This is a genomic window from Veillonella parvula, from assembly GCF_048309325.1.
Classification (GTDB): Bacteria; Bacillota; Negativicutes; order Veillonellales; family Veillonellaceae; genus Veillonella; species Veillonella parvula_T.
On sequence record NZ_DBFBTX010000005.1, the window covers coordinates 2,501 to 19,798 of the forward strand.

At 39.7% G+C, this 17,298-nt stretch carries 12 protein-coding genes, 3 tRNA genes, 1 pseudogene and 1 riboswitch; of the genes and pseudogenes, 14 read left to right on the forward strand and 2 right to left on the reverse strand.

Going from position 1 to position 17,298, the window contains the following annotated elements; translation table 11 throughout:
* The first annotated feature begins 823 nt into the window (after positions 1-823).
* Together ACMKPP_RS04660 and ACMKPP_RS04665 are read left to right on the forward strand one after the other, a co-directional pair.
* Positions 824-899, forward strand: a tRNA-Trp gene (locus ACMKPP_RS04660).
* 112 nt (positions 900-1,011) lie between these two features.
* Positions 1,012-1,088, forward strand: a tRNA-Arg gene (locus tag ACMKPP_RS04665).
* A gap of 125 nt (positions 1,089-1,213) precedes the next feature.
* Here the strand turns inward: ACMKPP_RS04665 and ACMKPP_RS04670 are convergent.
* Positions 1,214-1,492: a helix-turn-helix domain-containing protein gene (locus ACMKPP_RS04670; protein WP_004696724.1), complete on the reverse strand. Its 279-nt coding sequence runs from the start codon at positions 1,490-1,492 to the stop codon at positions 1,214-1,216.
* Positions 1,493-1,660: 168 nt separating this feature from the next.
* On the opposite strand from ACMKPP_RS04670, the gene ACMKPP_RS04675 reads away from it, so the two are divergent.
* The 12 genes and pseudogenes from ACMKPP_RS04675 to ACMKPP_RS04730 all read left to right on the forward strand — a co-directional run bounded on the left by ACMKPP_RS04675 (position 1,661) and on the right by ACMKPP_RS04730 (position 16,848).
* Positions 1,661-3,361, forward strand: a complete 1,701-nt coding sequence (locus tag ACMKPP_RS04675; RefSeq protein WP_024061123.1) for an efflux transporter outer membrane subunit — start codon at positions 1,661-1,663, stop codon at positions 3,359-3,361.
* A 21-nt stretch (positions 3,362-3,382) separates the two neighbouring features.
* Positions 3,383-4,423: an HlyD family secretion protein gene (locus ACMKPP_RS04680; RefSeq protein ID WP_039965135.1), complete on the forward strand. Its 1,041-nt coding sequence runs from the start codon at positions 3,383-3,385 to the stop codon at positions 4,421-4,423.
* Positions 4,424-4,432: 9 nt separating this feature from the next.
* Positions 4,433-5,020 (forward strand): annotated as a pseudogene (locus tag ACMKPP_RS04685) (ABC transporter ATP-binding protein); the annotation flags it as partial.
* Positions 5,021-5,470: 450 nt separating this feature from the next.
* Positions 5,471-6,232, forward strand: coding sequence for an ABC transporter ATP-binding protein (locus ACMKPP_RS04690; RefSeq protein ID WP_418369619.1), 762 nt, complete (start codon positions 5,471-5,473; stop codon positions 6,230-6,232).
* On the forward strand, positions 6,229-7,341 hold the full coding sequence (locus tag ACMKPP_RS04695; protein ID WP_008601630.1) for an ABC transporter permease: 1,113 nt from the start codon (positions 6,229-6,231) through the stop codon (positions 7,339-7,341). Before ACMKPP_RS04690 ends, ACMKPP_RS04695 begins: the two co-directional genes overlap by 4 nt.
* Positions 7,341-8,456, forward strand: coding sequence for an ABC transporter permease (locus ACMKPP_RS04700; RefSeq protein ID WP_008601623.1), 1,116 nt, complete (start codon positions 7,341-7,343; stop codon positions 8,454-8,456). The genes ACMKPP_RS04695 and ACMKPP_RS04700 overlap by 1 nt, the downstream gene beginning before the upstream one ends.
* Positions 8,457-8,594: 138 nt before the next feature.
* Positions 8,595-8,766: riboswitch (cobalamin riboswitch) on the forward strand.
* Positions 8,767-9,331: 565 nt separating this feature from the next.
* A tRNA-Leu gene (locus ACMKPP_RS04705) sits at positions 9,332-9,416 on the forward strand.
* 189 nt (positions 9,417-9,605) lie between these two features.
* On the forward strand, positions 9,606-12,902 hold the full coding sequence (gene mfd / locus ACMKPP_RS04710) for a transcription-repair coupling factor (protein ID WP_008601621.1): 3,297 nt from the start codon (positions 9,606-9,608) through the stop codon (positions 12,900-12,902).
* A complete protein-coding gene (locus ACMKPP_RS04715) occupies positions 12,899-14,506 on the forward strand; it encodes a putative polysaccharide biosynthesis protein (protein WP_008601619.1) in 1,608 nt (535 codons plus the stop codon). Before mfd ends, ACMKPP_RS04715 begins: the two co-directional genes overlap by 4 nt.
* Positions 14,490-15,260, forward strand: a complete 771-nt coding sequence (mazG, locus tag ACMKPP_RS04720; RefSeq protein WP_008601616.1) for a nucleoside triphosphate pyrophosphohydrolase — start codon at positions 14,490-14,492, stop codon at positions 15,258-15,260. Before ACMKPP_RS04715 ends, mazG begins: the two co-directional genes overlap by 17 nt.
* 51 nt (positions 15,261-15,311) lie before the next feature.
* Positions 15,312-15,611, forward strand: coding sequence for an HU family DNA-binding protein (locus tag ACMKPP_RS04725; protein ID WP_004696710.1), 300 nt, complete (start codon positions 15,312-15,314; stop codon positions 15,609-15,611).
* Between the two features lie 82 nt (positions 15,612-15,693).
* A complete protein-coding gene (locus ACMKPP_RS04730) occupies positions 15,694-16,848 on the forward strand; it encodes an MGDG synthase family glycosyltransferase (RefSeq protein WP_008714438.1) in 1,155 nt (384 codons plus the stop codon).
* 43 nt (positions 16,849-16,891) lie between these two features.
* On the opposite strand, the gene ACMKPP_RS04735 is transcribed toward ACMKPP_RS04730, so the two are convergent.
* Positions 16,892-17,212 carry a hypothetical protein gene (locus ACMKPP_RS04735; protein ID WP_008714437.1) on the reverse strand — a complete coding sequence of 107 codons (321 nt, stop codon included), beginning with the start codon at positions 17,210-17,212 and terminating at the stop codon, positions 16,892-16,894.
* Positions 17,213-17,298: the final 86 nt, after the last annotated feature.

A 17,298-nucleotide genomic window follows, 5' to 3' on the forward strand; every position in this document is an offset into this window, starting at 1 on the left:
TGGTAAGCAGGGCAGTAAAAGTAGGGCAGTAGAAGATGGAGGAGCAACGCGACGACAGATTCACTGCATCACTTTCTTCCGAACGTAAGATTTACCGAACTGCGAAGCAGTGAAGGGAAATCCACAGTAAGGAAGCAAGTAGGGCAAGTTAAAGGTAATAAGAATTAAACGACGACAGATTCACTGCATCGCTTAGTTCATTATTTTTTAATTATATTATCAATTAATTGATAATATAATTAATGAAGGTCTAATTATAAATTTTAATAATTACTATTTATTACATATTCTATTCATGCATAGAATTATCACTTTTTTATATAGGTCCCTATCTAGCCTAGTAAATACGTGCTTTATAGCTATCTTTCTGATATTTAATAATATACCAAAATGTACCAAAAATTACTCGTTTTAATTATATTTCATATCACTTTCACTATGTTTTCACGAACTATCTATATACTAGCTATAGTTGATTGAGATCAACTAAGGAAATGGAGGTCTACTACTAATAACTTTTACCTGTCCCTTTTACAAATAATACAAACAACACAAAACAATACAACACATAAAACAACACTTAAATACACAACAATACTCTCCCTGTGTATAAACAAAACAATACATATACAAAACTCTCTAATTATATATACCATCTCCCGTATATATAAAGGTAAAAGTTAGGTAGACATAAGAGCCCTTGAAAGAGGGCTCTTTTCCTTTAATATTTCTTATTATTTATTGATTAATAAGCCTATATTTCTTGACATAGTATGTAATATTTGTTAAACTAATCAAGTATCAAGCAAAGCTTGATGAATATAGGGGTATAGCTCAATTGGTAGAGTAGCGGTCTCCAAAACCGTTGGTTGTGGGTTCAAGTCCTACTGCCCCTGCCAAAATTTGGATGGCGGTCTTCGGGCCGCATGTCCATAAAATTACTCAAAAAATATTAAAAAATGCTTGCGTAGCCGCAATCATTATGTTAATATAAGTGAGTACCTTGTACATGACTCAGTAGCTCAGCTGGATAGAGCGTTTGACTACGAATCAAAAGGCCAGGGGTTCGAATCCCTTCTGGGTCACCAAATTAAAGCATCACAGTAATGTGGTGCTTTTTTATTTTGCTTTTTATATGTATATAAAGGACCCTACATATTTATGTAGGGTCCTTTTATGAGCTAATGATCTTTATTTAATTAACTAAGTTTTATTATTTCGCATGTGGCTGATCTGATTCAGCTACTACGTTAACGACAATTTCTTGATCTGCAGAAATAAGATTCATAATGATGGGGATTGGCTGTTCGATGGCTTCAGCTATACTTTTAATTTGTCGCATTGCAACAGGATAAGGTGTTGTTCCATCGCTTTGAAATAATTCTTCCAATTGGGTGATTTCTGCTTGACTTAGATTCGATTTATTTGCGAATTCTTCAACTGTCATATTATGTTGTTCGCGATAGCTTTTAATGATTTCACCGATATACATAATCGCCTCCACTTGAATTATATTAATACATTTTTATTTTATGTGAAAGTTCGATAAAACTCAAGTTAGATTGAAATGATACTTCATATTATTGATACATAATGGTTTTATATTATAAGATGAACATATAATGATACTGATATATATGGAAATGAAAAGAGGTTTGCTATGAAGACGAATAGAAAACAACTTTTAATTGTTTATATATGTTTAGCATTAGGGGCTTGGAGTGCTAGCGCTGGCATCAGCTTTAGTCAATCAAATAGAGATACGAATCAAACGCGTCGAGATAATACGATAATACAGCATAAGTCTGAAAAAACTGTTGACGATTCTGACCAAGGCAGTCCTGTTATTGCATCGTATTACAAAGATGGCAAAAAAAAGAAGAAAAAGAGTACTGCTGCTGATGAGACTAAGCTTTCAGAGAAACAAAAAGCAACTAAAGAATTGAATGAACATTCTTGGGTAGAAGAAGCGGGAAAACATCCCTTACCGTATGCGGTTGTGGAAGGGAACGCGGTCAGTGAAGAAGAGTTAGCCCACTGGTGGAAGGTTTTTAATGATCCCGTATTGGATCAATTAATTGATTTGACCCTCAAAAATAATCGGCAGTTAGAGGTAGCTCGTTCTCGAGTTAGACAAGGACGGTTACAGTTGGGTATTGCTGAAGCACAGCGATTACCTTGGCTAGATGCTTCCGGTTCATGGTCGGCTAATAGAGGTCAGGGTGAATGGGATTCAGACCGAGAAGCGATAAAGAATTTACCTATATCTGATAAGATGACGAGAAATGTAGAAACCGGTAAATTGGGAATTGATGCGCGATGGGAAATTGATATATTCGGAAGACAAAAAGCAAAATCACGTGCTGCATCGAATTCGTTACAAGCATCACAGGCGGATTTATATTCCACCTGGGTATCTTTGAGCGCGGAAACCGCATTACAGTATATGTCGTTAAGAACTTTACAGGAGCAATTGCGCATAACAGAAGATGATGTGAAGCGTCAACAGGAAGCGTTGGAACTGATTAAGATAAATAATCAGTCTGGTATTATTAATGAATTACCTGTGCAACAGGCTACATATGCATTATCTCAGACTCAAGCGGAGATTCCTTCATTAAAGAAAAATATAGCTTCCACAATGGCTGCTCTTTCTATATTGACAGGAACAGTTCCAGGCGAGATTGACGGGTTATTGATGGAAAATACTTCATTACCTACGGTGAATCCACACATATTTATCGGCATACCGGCGGAAGCTTTACGACAACGGCCTGATATTCAGGCGGCGGAACGACGTATTGCGGCGCAACAACAGAAAACCAAGGCTGCAAAGGCTGACCTTAAGCCTAGGTTTTCACTAAATGGCAGTATAGGCTTGGAGTCGTTTTCATCGGGAGGTCTTATTTCGGCTATCGGTAAAATGATAGGAATAGGACCATCTATCACTATGCCTATTTTCAATGCCGGTGCTATTCGTAAGAATATAAAAGTACAAACGGAAAAGGAACAGGAATACTTGGCACTTTACGAAGAGACTGTTTTGAAAGCTGTAGGAGAGGTCCGAAATGCGGTAACGGATGCATCTCAGGATCATATTAAGTCTGAGGAATTGAAATCTGCTGTAGAATCTGCACAGCAAGCGGAATCTTTGGCGCAAACCAATTTTGACTCTGGTCTTAGCGATTACTTAAGTGTTCTTGATGCACGAAGAAATGTATTGTCTGCAAGGCGGCAATATATCATGAGTCGGGGGCAAGAGTTTGCTGATACCGTTCGTTTATTCAAATCCTTAGGCGGTGGTTGGGAAGCCATGGACATGGATCAGGAGGCAGAGGCGGACTCGCATGCTAAGAAATAGTGTGAGAAACGGGGAATGATTATGAAAGAGAAACTTGATGTCCTTAAAGGGTGGATGGCGAATAATAGAAAAAAGTGCGCAGGTATAATGATTGCCTTTCTAATAATTTTGGGTGGAGTAAGTTATTATGCTTATAATCAATACGAAGCGTACATTGCCTCTCATCATATTGTGTTGCAAGGCAATGTGAATCTGCGTGAAGTTAATGTTGCATTTCGAGGAAGTGACCGGATTGCCAGCCTTTTGGTGGATGAAGGTGCGGTGGTGAGCCAAGGGCAGATTTTGGGGTATTTACATTCTGATGAATTGAATCTTGCTGTACAGCAGGCTAAGGCTACCATTGCAGCACAGGACGCTATAGTGGCCAAGTTGCAGGCCGGCAGTAGACCAGAAGAAATCGCTCAAGCATCGGCACGAGTTACATCTGCAGAAGCTGCGTTAGCTCAATCGAAACAGGAAGCAGAGAAGTTACAAAAATCCTATAATGCTTCAAATGGTAAGGCCGTTAGTCGACAGTCTGTAGATGATATACAGGCGAAGGTGAAAGTATCGGAAGCCAAATTAAACGAGGCTCAGCAAGCATACAATTTAGCTGTCGCAGGGCCAAGACAGGAAGATATAGCACAGGCCCAAGCCCAATTGGATGCGATGAAAAGCGAACTGGCCCGTCAGGAGTTTTTGTTAAACCAAACCGTATTAACAGCTCCTATAGACGGTGTTATAACGGCCCGATTATTACAGGTCGGTGATATGGCTTCACCGAATACACCTGTATTTAAATTGGCTGAGAATACTAAGAAATGGGTACGTGTATATGTGAACGAACGGGATTTAGGAAAAATTTATAACGGTATGGATGCAAATGTAACAACGGATACATATAAGAACGAACCGATTCACGGTACAATCGGATATATATCCTCCGTAGCGGAATTTACACCTAAATCGGTAGAAACGAAGGATGTGCGTACTACACTTGTATATGAAGTGCGGGTATATGTAGATGATCCTGATAATCGTCTCCGTTTAGGAATGCCTGCCACTGTTTCCATTGATATATAGAGGTGTGCGGTGAATGATGTATATGCAATCGAAGGGTCACAATTATATAAAGAATTTCCCCTTGTCGGAGATGATCCTATAATAGCATTGGACCATTTGGATTTTAAAATTCGAAAAGGCTGTTTAACTGCGTTGGTCGGGCCAGATGGGGCGGGGAAAACGACTTTGATTCGTTTGATAGCCGGTTTATTGGATGCCACGTCTGGTTCTTTAGATGTCCTCGGAATGGATGTGAAAGCACATTCACAGGCAGTTCAAGATAGACTCAGTTATATGCCTCAGAAATTTGGGCTTTATGAGGAATTATCCGTCAGCGAAAACATGAATCTCTATGCAGATTTACACGGTATTCCTTTGCATGTGAGAACGAAGCGGTTTGAAAAATTACTGCATATGACAGGGCTAGCCAAATTTACTAAGCGTCAAGCCGGTAAATTGTCAGGCGGTATGAAGCAAAAGCTTAGCCTAGCTTGTACATTGGTTCGTTCTCCGGAGCTATTACTGCTCGATGAGCCTACCGTAGGGGTCGATCCATTTTCAAGGCGGGAGTTATGGGAAATCTTAGAGTCGTTAGTACGTACAGATGGAATCAGCGTACTTGTTAGCACTGCATACTTAGATGAGGCGGAGCGTTGTAAAGATGTTTTCGTCCTCAATAAGGGGCGCTTTTTAGCAACCGGGACACCGCATGAGTTGACTCAAATGTCTGAGGAACGATGCTTTCAGGTAAAGATTCCGAAGTCATTGAGCATGCGAAATGTACAGGCCGCATTGATGGATGACAGGAAATGCGTGGCGGATGCAGTTCCGGAGGCCGGTGCTGTGAGGTACATAAAAACAAAAGAAATGCTTTCGATTCCATGGCTTAATGAGTACGGTATGGAGGAAGAACCAGTTCAGAGCCGTTTGGAAGATACCTTTATGATGCTGTTAAAAGAGGATGAAATTGCCTCAAAACAAGGGGCTAAGCCTTTAGATAGTATCGATATGGATTTGGATGAAAGTGCGATAGAGAAAGAACGAAAGCATTTGTTGGCCCCCAATGAAATGGTTGAGCGTCCAGTAGAAATTTCCGTATCTCATTTGGTGAGGACATTCGGTGATTTTACGGCGGTGGCTAATACATCATTTACGGTGCAGCGCGGAGAAGTATTCGGGTTACTCGGACCAAACGGAGCAGGGAAGACGACGACATTTCGTATGTTGTGTGGATTATTGCCTGTAACGAGCGGGGATTTGCGCGTGGCCGGCATTGATGTCGTTAAATCCCGTACGGCGGCAAGAAGCAATTTCGGATATGTAGCGCAAAAGTTTTCTTTGTACGGTAATCTGTCTGTTATGGAAAACTTGAATTTTTTTGCCGGTGTGTACGGCCTTCACGGACAGAAGAAGCCTGATCGTATAGAAGCCGTTATCAGTGAGTTTCGTCTGAATGACGTGAGAGATATGATAGCCGGTGATTTGCCTGGTGGTTATAAACAGCGCTTGTCCATGGCGGCTGCCTTAATGCATGAGCCTAAAATTCTTTTTTTGGATGAGCCCACAAGTGGTATTGATCCTCTTACACGGCGTAATTTCTGGCGACAGATTACTTCTTTATCAAAGCGAGGAACAACGATTATTATTACGACTCATTTTATGGATGAATCGGAATATTGTGACCGTATTATGATTCAGGATGCAGGAAAACTCGTTGTACTGGGAACACCTGATGAAGTTAGACGGATTGCCGGCGATGAGAATTGTACTATGGATGAAGCGTTTATCTCCGTCATACTAAAAAAACGGGAACAGGAGGATGACGTATGAACGGATTTATAAGACGGTTTTCCTCATTGGTATACAAGGAGACCTTACAAGTATTGCGCGACCCTAGCACTATTTTGTTGGGTGTTGTGCTACCTATACTACTTATTATCCTCATCGGCTCAGGGGTTACTTTGGATGTTAAACACGTGCCGATAGCAGTGGTTATGGAACGGCAAGATTCTATGACCCAGAGTGTGTATGACTCCTTATACGGCTCTGAGTACTTTCAACCTATAGCGGTTCGCGATAGAAAAACGGCGGAACTATTGATGGAAAAACGAAAGGTAGATGCCATATTGGTGATTCCACAGGACTTTTCTGCTCAAGTTATGCGTGGACAAGGGAAAGTGCAGGGGATTTACTATGGTGTCGATACTTCGGTAGCGATGAGCATAGAAAGTTATGTAAACTCAGATATTAACTTATGGGCCGTTAAGAACATTCCGTTTATGCTACGTGGTGGATATATAACAATGAACCCTCGCATGTGGTTTAATGAGGCAAATACAAGTACCTGGTTTTTGATTCCTGGGCTCATCATGATTATCATGACGATTGTATCCGTTTTTCTTACGGCTGTCGTTATGGCTAGAGAATGGGAACGTGGTACTTTTGAGTCTTTATTCGTTACACCAGTTAAGCCTATTGAAATTATTTTGGCTAAGGTAGTGCCTTATTATGTATTGGCCATGTTGGGGCTGTTGTTTTGCCTCGGTGTTTCGTATTTCTTTTATGAAGTACCTATGCGTGGTTCCTTATGGATCATCTGCATCGTGTCCACATTGTATTTGATTGTTTCCTTAAATATGGGACTACTTATATCTGCGTTTACGAAGAAACAGTTCTTAGCTTGTCAAATGGCGTTACTTACCAGTTTTTTACCGGCGTTGATATTGACGGGGTTTTTATTTGATCCACATTCACAACCTGTGGTGATTCAATATATTTCACGGCTTTTACCTCCTACATATTTTTTAGAATTACTGAAATCATTGTTCCTAGGTGGAAATAACTGGTATTTGATTATTAAAAATAGTGCCGTATTATCGGGGTTTGCTATTTGCTTTACAATATTGACAATTTATATTACGCGGAAGAAGGTGGAATAATGAATTGGCGACTGTATTGGAATCAAATTGTCTCCATCATATGGAAAGAGCTATTAGCCACCTTTAAAGATCCGAAAACTCGTATAATCTTACTGTTACCAGTTATTATTCAAGGGTTCCTCTTCGGTTACGCCGCAACCTATAATCTCAACAAGGTTCCCTATGTATTGATTGATGAAAGTCATACGCAGACCGCAGCTGCATTAGAATCGACTATTAATTCATCCGGTGTTTTTGAACTGTATCAATCTGCAAACTCTCCGGATATAATCGCACCACTAATAGACTCCAACAAGGTTATTATGGCGGTTATCATACCTCAGGATTTTGAAGAAAACTTAAAGCATAAACAACCTACATCTATTACTGTTATTGTAAATGGAACGAATACAATGACTTCAGGTCTTGCCACAGCCTATATGGGGCAAATCATTTCTCAATTCAATCAGACTTGGTTAGGTGTTGAGCATAAGGGAATCACGATTGAATCTCGTACCTGGTACAATGAAAATCAGCAGTCTTCCTGGACTTTCTTGACAGGTCTCGTTATATTGATCAGTATGACACAAGTTATCATGTTGGGGGGCTTATCTGTGGCGAGAGAACGAGAGCAGGGGACCTTTGATCAATTATTGGTGACGCCCGTATCATCTATGCAAATTTTGATTGCAAAGTCTATACCACCCATGATAATAGGACTGTTTCAAAGTACTGTATTGTTATTAATAGCCATGTTTTGGTTTAAAGTTCCATTTCGGGGCAACATATTTCTTGTGTATGCGGTGTTGTTTACATTTATAAGTAGTAGTATTGGATTGGGGTTATCTATTTCGGCTATTGCAAAAAATATGCAGCAAGTTCTCGTATATGTTTTTGTCTTTCTTTTTCCACTAGCATTATTGTCCGGATTAATCACACCTGTACATAACATGCCGAAAATATTGCAATATCTTACATATGGAAATCCTATGCGGTTTTCTGTTGATGCAATGCGCAGGATTTATTTAGAAGGTGCAGGATTGACGGATATTTGGTTTAATTTTATTCCTATGATTATCCTAATCATTATAAGCATGTCCATAGCAGGATGGCTATTTAGAAATCGCGTTGGATAAAGCTAATGATTAGATTGTTAAACTTTTTATATTTTGTTATAACAATACGGCAGACCTATATAGCATTTTTTTATTAATAAATATGCTACTGCCGTATTGACTAAATGAATGTAGACTGTTAGAATAAAGGCATAGAAAATATCATATTTGGGAATAGGTGCTGAAAAGCATAATAGAGAAGCCGGTTAAAGGCCGGCACGGTCCCGCCACTGTATGGTCGAGCGAGTCTAAATTAAGTCACTGGGAAACTGGGAAGGCTAGATGAGCGATGACGCCGAGTCAGGAGAACTGCCTATTCAACATTCACCATTTGACCTACGAGAGATAGGGAGGAGAAGTTAATAGCTCCTTTTTACGTATTCGTAAAAAGGATTTTTTAGTTCTATTGGATCTAAATTGCATTATATTTGATTTAGATTTTAGTTCTATACGACCTAAATGTCGTGCTATGGTCATGGTGGATTACCTTTTTGGTATTACCAGCATGACATATGTTATGACTGTTAATATATTTTATGGTAAATGTAGGGCATGCATTTATTCATCATCATCCTAAAAAAGAGGCTGACCCAGGGTTCTAGTAGTTCGGATTCTGGGTCAGTCTCTTTTTATTTTGCAAATATTAATTATCGGTAAGATCTTTTAGATAGAGGTCTGTAGCGTTAAGCTTTAGATGAAGTGTAAATAGATATAGAATCGTAGAATAATTAAGAGCTTTTAGATTTAGAATTTGCTTTGGGTTTACATAAATAGTAAGGTGTAATTAGATAGTTGTTTTTCTTGGAATTTATTTTTAGATATATGGATTTTAAGTCATTTATAAAAAAATGATTGACGATGAATTCCATACATGATATTATTATTTCAGTTGAGACGCGGGAGTGGCGGAATTGGCAGACGCACCAGACTTAGGATCTGGCGCCTTAGGGCGTGGGGGTTCAAGTCCCTTCTCCCGCACCAACTTTATTGCACCTTTAGAGGTGTATTTTTTTTGCCTAAAATTAAGTAGTTAATGTGGATATTTATATCGATAAACACTTGTAATTTAATAGTAGGGTAGGTACAGAATTAACTACTACATTATATGTTATAATAAATGAGTTAGAACTATTTAATTAATACAATCATAGTAATACTATATGGTGCAGTATGAATAATACATTAACAAAACTGCTTTCACAGAACCCATCCTTTGTGGATGGGCTAAACGCATTTCAGCGTAAGGGAAAGTCAGTCATATATGGTCTTAGTGGATCTCAAAAAAGTTTCCTCTTAAGCCAAGCTTTTTCTGCAGGTCTTAAAAAGCCTGTAGTCATCGTAGTCCATGATAAGGATCATAAGGAGATGTGGGAGCGAGATTTAGCTTTCTTTTGGCCTAATGTGCCAGTCCAATCATTTCCTATAACAGATCATGTAGACTTTACAACTGTAGCACGTAGTCTTGAAAATCAAGGTGCACAAATGCGAGCATTAGCATTATTAGCATGGCAAGAGCCGGCAGTAGTCATTGCCAATGCTGAAGAGGTTACACAATATGTTGTATCCCCTCATTATTTAAAGGGGCAATCGTTGCATTTTGCTTTGAATGATGCAATTGAACGTGATGTAGCCCTTGAACAGCTCGTAACAATTGGATATGAACGCGTAGACCAGGTGGAACAACGTGGTCATTTTGCCGTGCGTGGAGATATTTTGGATATTTATCCTGTAAATAGTGATCATCCGATTCGCATTGAGTTTTTTGGTGATGAAATCGATACATTGCGTTTCTTCTCTGTTGAGAATCAACGTTCTATTGAACAAATCGAATCCTATACGGTGACGCCTTTCTTTCTTGGTAAAAGTGATGCAGATAGTACTTTACTATCATATGTGAAAGAGGGCACTCTGATTTATGACGAGCCAGGTCGTATTCAAGAGGCGTTAAAGAAATTCTTAAAAGAAGATCCTACACATCGGAAAAATCATTGTGATTGGAATGAACTACAACGCACTGTAGATGCTACGAATCAAGTGGCTTTCACATTTATGCAACAACGTTCTATTGGACTTGCAGGATTTAATCCTATTGGCATTCAAGGGAAGACAATGACGAGCTTTGAGCGTCAAATTCCCCTATTAACAGATGAAATTAAACAATGGCATCGTTTAAATCATCAAGTGGTACTAGTACTAAATAATCAGCAACGACGAGAAGGTATTGAGCGCGCCCTTGAAGGAGAGAATATTGCATTTATTCATAGTGATACATGGATAGCAAAGCCGAACACTGTCGTTATTTTAAAGGGGTTATTAACAGATGGGTTTGAATTGCCCAATAGCCATCTCGTGGTTGTTGTAGAAGGTAATATTTACGGACAGCAAAAGCGCAAGCTTCGTAATAAGCCTAAAAAGGGCCAAGAAATCAATTATTTTACAGATTTAACGCCTGGTGACTATGTAGTACATAATATGCATGGTATCGGCAAGTATATTGGTCTTAAAACAATTGAGACGGAAGGCATTCACCGCGATTATATTGAGATTGCTTATGCTGGAACGGACAAACTGTTCTTACCAGCTAATAATTTAGATCAACTGCAAAAATATATTGGTAACGAAGGTGATGTGCCACGTATTAATAAGATGGGTGGTCGTGACTGGAGCAAGGTTGTTACAAAGGCAAAAAAATCTATTGATGATTTAGCAGATAAACTCGTTGAGATATATGCACAACGAGAAATCACAGAAGGTTTTGCATTCTTGCCAGACCAACCATGGCAGCAAGAGTTTGAAGATGCATTCCCCTATGAGGAAACGGAAGACCAATTACAGGCTACCGCAGAGATTAAAGAATCCATGGAAAGACCTGTTCCTATGGATCGCCTACTCGCTGGTGATGTAGGATTTGGTAAAACGGAAGTGGCTATGCGCGCCATTTTCAAGGCCGTTATGAGCGGAAAACAAGTGGCAGTACTTGTACCAACTACGGTTTTAGCACAGCAACATTTCCAAACTTTTTTGAATCGCTTTGCTCCATTTGGGGTGAAAGTAGATGTGCTTAATCGATTCCGAACTACATCAGAGAAAAAACAAATTCTTAAAGGCGTAGAGGATGGATCTATTGATGTTCTTATTGGAACTCATTCATTACTTAACAAAAAGGTAGTATTCAAAGACTTAGGAATGCTTGTTGTAGATGAGGAGCAACGTTTTGGGGTAGCACAAAAAGAAAAATGGAAAGAGTGGGCTAGCAATATTGATGTACTCACTTTGAGTGCTACACCGATTCCGCGGACTTTACATATGTCCCTTGTTGGCGTTCGAGAAATGTCTGTTATCAATACTCCGCCAGAGGAGCGATTGCCTGTTCAAACCTATGTGGTGGAATACGATATGAATCTCATAGCAGATGCTATCAAACGAGAACTTGCAAGAGGTGGACAGGTCTATTTCGTATATAACCGTGTCGCGTCCATTAATCACATGGGAGAACTATTAGAATCCGCATTGCCTGGCTTGCGTTATGCTGTTGCTCATGGACAGATGACAGGCCGTCAAATTGAGGAGATTATGACCGATTTCTATGAAGGTCATTATGATGTACTCTTGTCCACGAGTATCATTGAAACTGGCTTAGATATTCCTAATGCCAATACTATCATTATTTATGATGCAGACCGTTTAGGGTTATCTCAGCTATACCAAATGCGAGGCCGTGTAGGACGTTCTCGTAGACGTGCTTATGCATACTTTATGTATCGGCCAGATAAAATACTTTCAGAGGCGGCTGAAAAGCGTTTAAAAGCTATTGAAGAGTTCACAGAGCTCGGTGCAGGATTTAAGTTAGCCATGCGAGATTTAGAGATTCGCGGTGCTGGTAATCTCTTAGGTTCACAGCAACATGGTAATATCGCATCTGTCGGCTTTGGTATGTACGTGAGCATGTTAGAAGAAGCGATTGCAAAGGCTCAAAATAAAGAAGTTGAGCGAGATGTATCCATTGATCCGGCCATCGATTTAGAGGTAGATGCGTTTATTGACGATGCATATATCAAAGATAGTGCTCGTAAGATTTCTGTATACCAACGATTGTTACATATTAAATCTAAAGAGCAACTCGATGATATGACGGATGAGCTCATTGATCGCTTCGGTACACCAACCGATCCAGTAGATCGTTTGTTGCGCATTGCTCAAATTAAAGAGCAAGCGCGCATACTGGGCATTAAAAGTATCGTCCGTAGAGATAAGAAGCTCACCATCCATTGGTATGACGATTCTAAAATGGCCGATTGGGACATGGGGGCTGTACGAGAAGATTTATGGAAAAAAATGAAGTTTATGGACACCAAGCCAGCCACATTATATGTGAATCTTAATGGCATGAAAGGTTCTGTTTTGACCATTACGGAAGCGGTGATAAAGGCTCTTAGCCACAAGTCACCGACTAAGGAGGGCCTATGAATCGATTTTTAAAAGGAGCCATGATTTTAACCTTAGCCGGTATTATCGTGAAGGTCATCGGTGCGTTTAGTAAGGTTCTTATCGCACGGATCTTAGGTGGTGAAGGAATTGGCTTATATATGATGGCCTATCCAATCTATCAAATTATCGTTAGTATTTCTGCGGCAGGTATTCCTGTAGCCATATCTATTATGATTGCAGAGAAACTTGCTAATGATGATATGCGAGGTGTACAACAAGTATTTTCCGTATCTTTAAGGGTACTCGCTATATTAGGGCTGGTATTTAGTTTGGCCTTATATGGTAGTGCGCAATGGCTCGTAGACAATCAAATCATCACCGATCCACGTGCTTTAATTGCTATTCAGTTATTATCTCCAGCCATTTTTGTAGTGACCATCCTGAGTTGTTTTAGAGGGTATTTCCAAGGTTTCCAGTATATGGTGCCTACTGGTACGAGTCAAGTATTTGAACAAATCTTTCGCGTGTCTTCTATGGTAGGTTTGGCATACTACTTCATTGATCGTGGACTCCATTTGGCGGCAGGTGGTGCGACCTTTGCTACATTCCCAGGCGTATTGGCAGGGTTACTGGTATTAATTTATTTTTACTACCGACAACGCAATGTTCGAGAGAAGATGCTTTCACAACAGAATCCTAATGCTATTTGTGAAAGTAATGGCACCGTAGTTAAACGATTGTTTAGCCTTGCTATACCTGTTTCTATGGCGAATATTATGCTTCCTATGGTATCACTCATTGATACATTTATCGTTCCAAAACGATTGATGGATATTGGATACTATCTCAATGAAGCAACCACACAATTTGGCTATTTAACGGGTATGGCAACATCTCTGATTGGGTTGCCAATTATTCTAACTACGTCCTTAGCCGCTAGTCTTGTACCAGCTGTATCTGAGGCCCATACTCAAGGTGATGTACATCGCATCGTGAAACGAGCGGAAACGGCGATTAAAATTGCTAATATGTTTACGATTCCAGCCTGTATTGGTCTCTGTGTACTAGCTACGCCAATATCGCAATTAATATATGCAACACCCCACGCAGGGCCTGTTATTGCTGTTATTAGCTTGAGTATTGTGTTCCTCGGTTGGCAGCAGGTTACTGCAGGTGTTTTACAAGGGTTAGGAAGGACAGTAATTCCTATGGTGTCGATTTTTATCGGCTTATTAGTGAAGACATTCTTAGATTATGAATTGACAGGCAGTGTTGAGTTGGGCATTAATGGTGCGGCTTGGGCGACGAATTTAAACTTTGCTATTGCAGCGCTTATTAATTATATTTTTGTAAAAAGATATGTAGGTTCGGTACTGAATACATTAGAGTTATTAAAAATAATAGTATCTGCCATGGCCATGGGCGGTGCTACACAAGTCATCTATGTGAGCACTGTTGATTTATTAGGCAATGGTGGCGCTGTGGCTGCAGCAATTGTAGTGGCTATTTTTGTATATGGTTTATCGTTATGGCTTACTAAAGCTGTCGTAAAAGATGATATATACCATTTCCCAATCATAGGCAAGCGCTTACAAGCTCGACGCAATAGGGAGGAAGCAAAGCTATATGAAGAACAATATTGATATTCAACCTTTAGTCGATGTAGTGAAAACTTTGCGTGCACCAAATGGCTGTCCTTGGGATCAAAAGCAAACGCATGAATCTTTACGTCGCTATTTTATAGAGGAAACTTACGAAGTGGTAGATGCCATTGATAATAAAGATATGCCGAATCTTCGTGAAGAGTTAGGTGATGTATTATTGCAAGTTGTCTTTCACAGTCAATTGGCAGAGGAGGCTGGTCATTTTACACTTCAAGACGTAATTAATGATGTCGCTGAAAAAATGATTCGTCGTCATCCTCGTGTTTTTAGCCCAGAAAATGATGAAAAATCATACACTTGGGATGAATTAAAGGCACAAGAAAAGAAAAATATTCAAAATTCTGTATTGGATGGTGTATCGAAAAGTTTACCTGCTTTAATGGCGGCTTATAAGCTCCAAGAAAAGGCTGCAAAGCTAGGATTTGACTGGGATGAGCTTGATCCTGTTTGGGCTAAAGTTTCCGAAGAAATGGGGGAATTTAAGGAGGCTATTGACCAAAATGATAGAGAAAATATGGAAAAAGAAGCAGGAGATGTGCTTTTTTCCTTGATTAATCTATTCAGATGGTATAAAATAAGCGGTGAAAATGCACTAAATCGCACAAACACAAAGTTCCGACAGCGTTTTTTACATGTAGAAGCTTGTGTTAACCAAAGCGATCGCTCATGGGAAGACTTTTCATTAGCTGAGCTCGATGCTTTTTGGGAGGAGGCTAAAGTGCAGGAAAAGTAACCTAGAGGTTTATACACTTCTAAGGTATTGTAATTTTAAGGAGGTTCTGTCATGAACAAAACAGAATTAATCGCAAGTGTTGCACAAAAAACTGAATTAACTAAAAAAGATGCTGAAAAAGCAGTAAAAGCTGTATTTGACACAGTAGCTCAAGAATTAGCAGCTGGTGGCAAAGTACAAGTTATCGGCTTCGGTACTTTCGAAGTTCGTGAACGCGCAGCTCGTGAAGGCCGTAACCCACAAAACGGTAAAACTATCACAATTGCAGCTTCCAAATCCCCTGCATTCAAAGCTGGTAAAGGTTTGAAAGAACAAGTTAACGCTGCAAAAGCTAAAAAACGCAAAAAATAATCCATATTGGATGTGAAAGAGACCTTTCGAGGTCTCTTTTTTTTATCTATTTATGGTATAATGCACAGAGAAAGGGTGCATTATGAATAACGAAACATCAAGGAAGGTTCTCATCGTGTCTGCCTCAATCGGCACTGGACATATGCAAGCCGCAAGAGCCATAGAAGAATATTGGAAAGAAAAAGAGCCACAAGCATCAATTACCCATGTTGATTTTCTTGATACAGAAACTATGTCTGTAGAGCATTTAATTAAGGGTACCTATATCAAGATGATTGACGTATTCCCCATGCTCTATGATATGATTTATCGCGTATCGAAAGGGGAAAAACGAGGTACCATTATGCAAACCGCATTGTCGTACCTACTTAAAAGCCGCATGCTTAAACTAGTACAACAAGAAGAGCCAGATGTAATGGTCTTTACACATCCATTTCCTTGTGGGGCGGCATCGATTTTAAAGCGTCAAGGTCATATAGATGTACCACTAGTGGCTATTATGACAGACTTTAGTAGTCATCAGTTTTGGCTTTATCCACAGATTGATGTTTACTATGTTGCAACAGAATCTATGGTACCTGAAATGGTAGCTTCAGGTATCGATGAATCTCGTATTCATGTATCTGGCATTCCAGTGCGGCGATCTTTTTTCCGTGATGCTATTGAAGAGTATAGCTTAGAGGAACCTGTGAAAGTTCTTGTTATGGGTGGTGGCCTGGGTTTAGGCTCTCTTGAGACGGCTTTAAAACATCTAGATGAAGTAAATGGTATTGGTGAAATTACCGTTGTAGCGGGACAAAATACGTCTCTTTACGAATCGTTAGTTGTCCTTAGTGAATCTATGAAGACGAAGACCACCGTATATGGTTATACTACCAATATTTCTGAGCTCATGAAATCATCGTCTTTGCTCGTTACAAAACCTGGTGCATTGACCTGTATGGAGGCTGTTACAATCGGATTGCCAATGGTATTCTTTAATGCTATCCCAGGGCAGGAAGAGGCAAATGCAGAACTGTTAGAGCAACGGGGCTGTGCTCGTTGGGCTCGCGACATTCACAACTTAGAAGATGTGGTAACTGCACTGTTAATTAATTCTCCGCGACTTCAACAAATGTCTGAACGTGCTCGCGAATGGCATGTGGATGGGGCTGCTGATATCGTAAATAGTCTCATTGAAATTTTAGATGCTAGTGCACAAGATGAGCTTGTGAAAGCTCAAGAGGCAATTAGCTAACCAATATAGAAAAAGCGATGACCTAAAGGGCCATCGCTTTTTTCTATTGATACTGTTCAATATGTTCTTTTCGAAGTTTTTGTAATGTGACTAAGAAAGCATCCGTACTTTCTGCACCATCCAATAAATCTTTTAATTGGTAAGAGTCATCAAGGGTAACACTCCATTGGAAGGAGTCGTTATCGTCGTACACATTGAATACGACTGGTGTCTCTAAGTCCTCTGGCATATAGCCGTCATCATCGGACACAGTTGCATACGTGCCATCCTCTAAGAGCTCGGTAAATAATGTGTCATACCCATCAATGTCGATAAGTTCAAAGTTGATACTTTCATAAAAGTCTAAAACCATATCCGTCGCCATGTGGACCTCCTCATGAATATATATGTTACGTTTATTCTACTGAGGGCGCCTGTTACTGTCAATGGTAATGTGTAGTATAATAAATA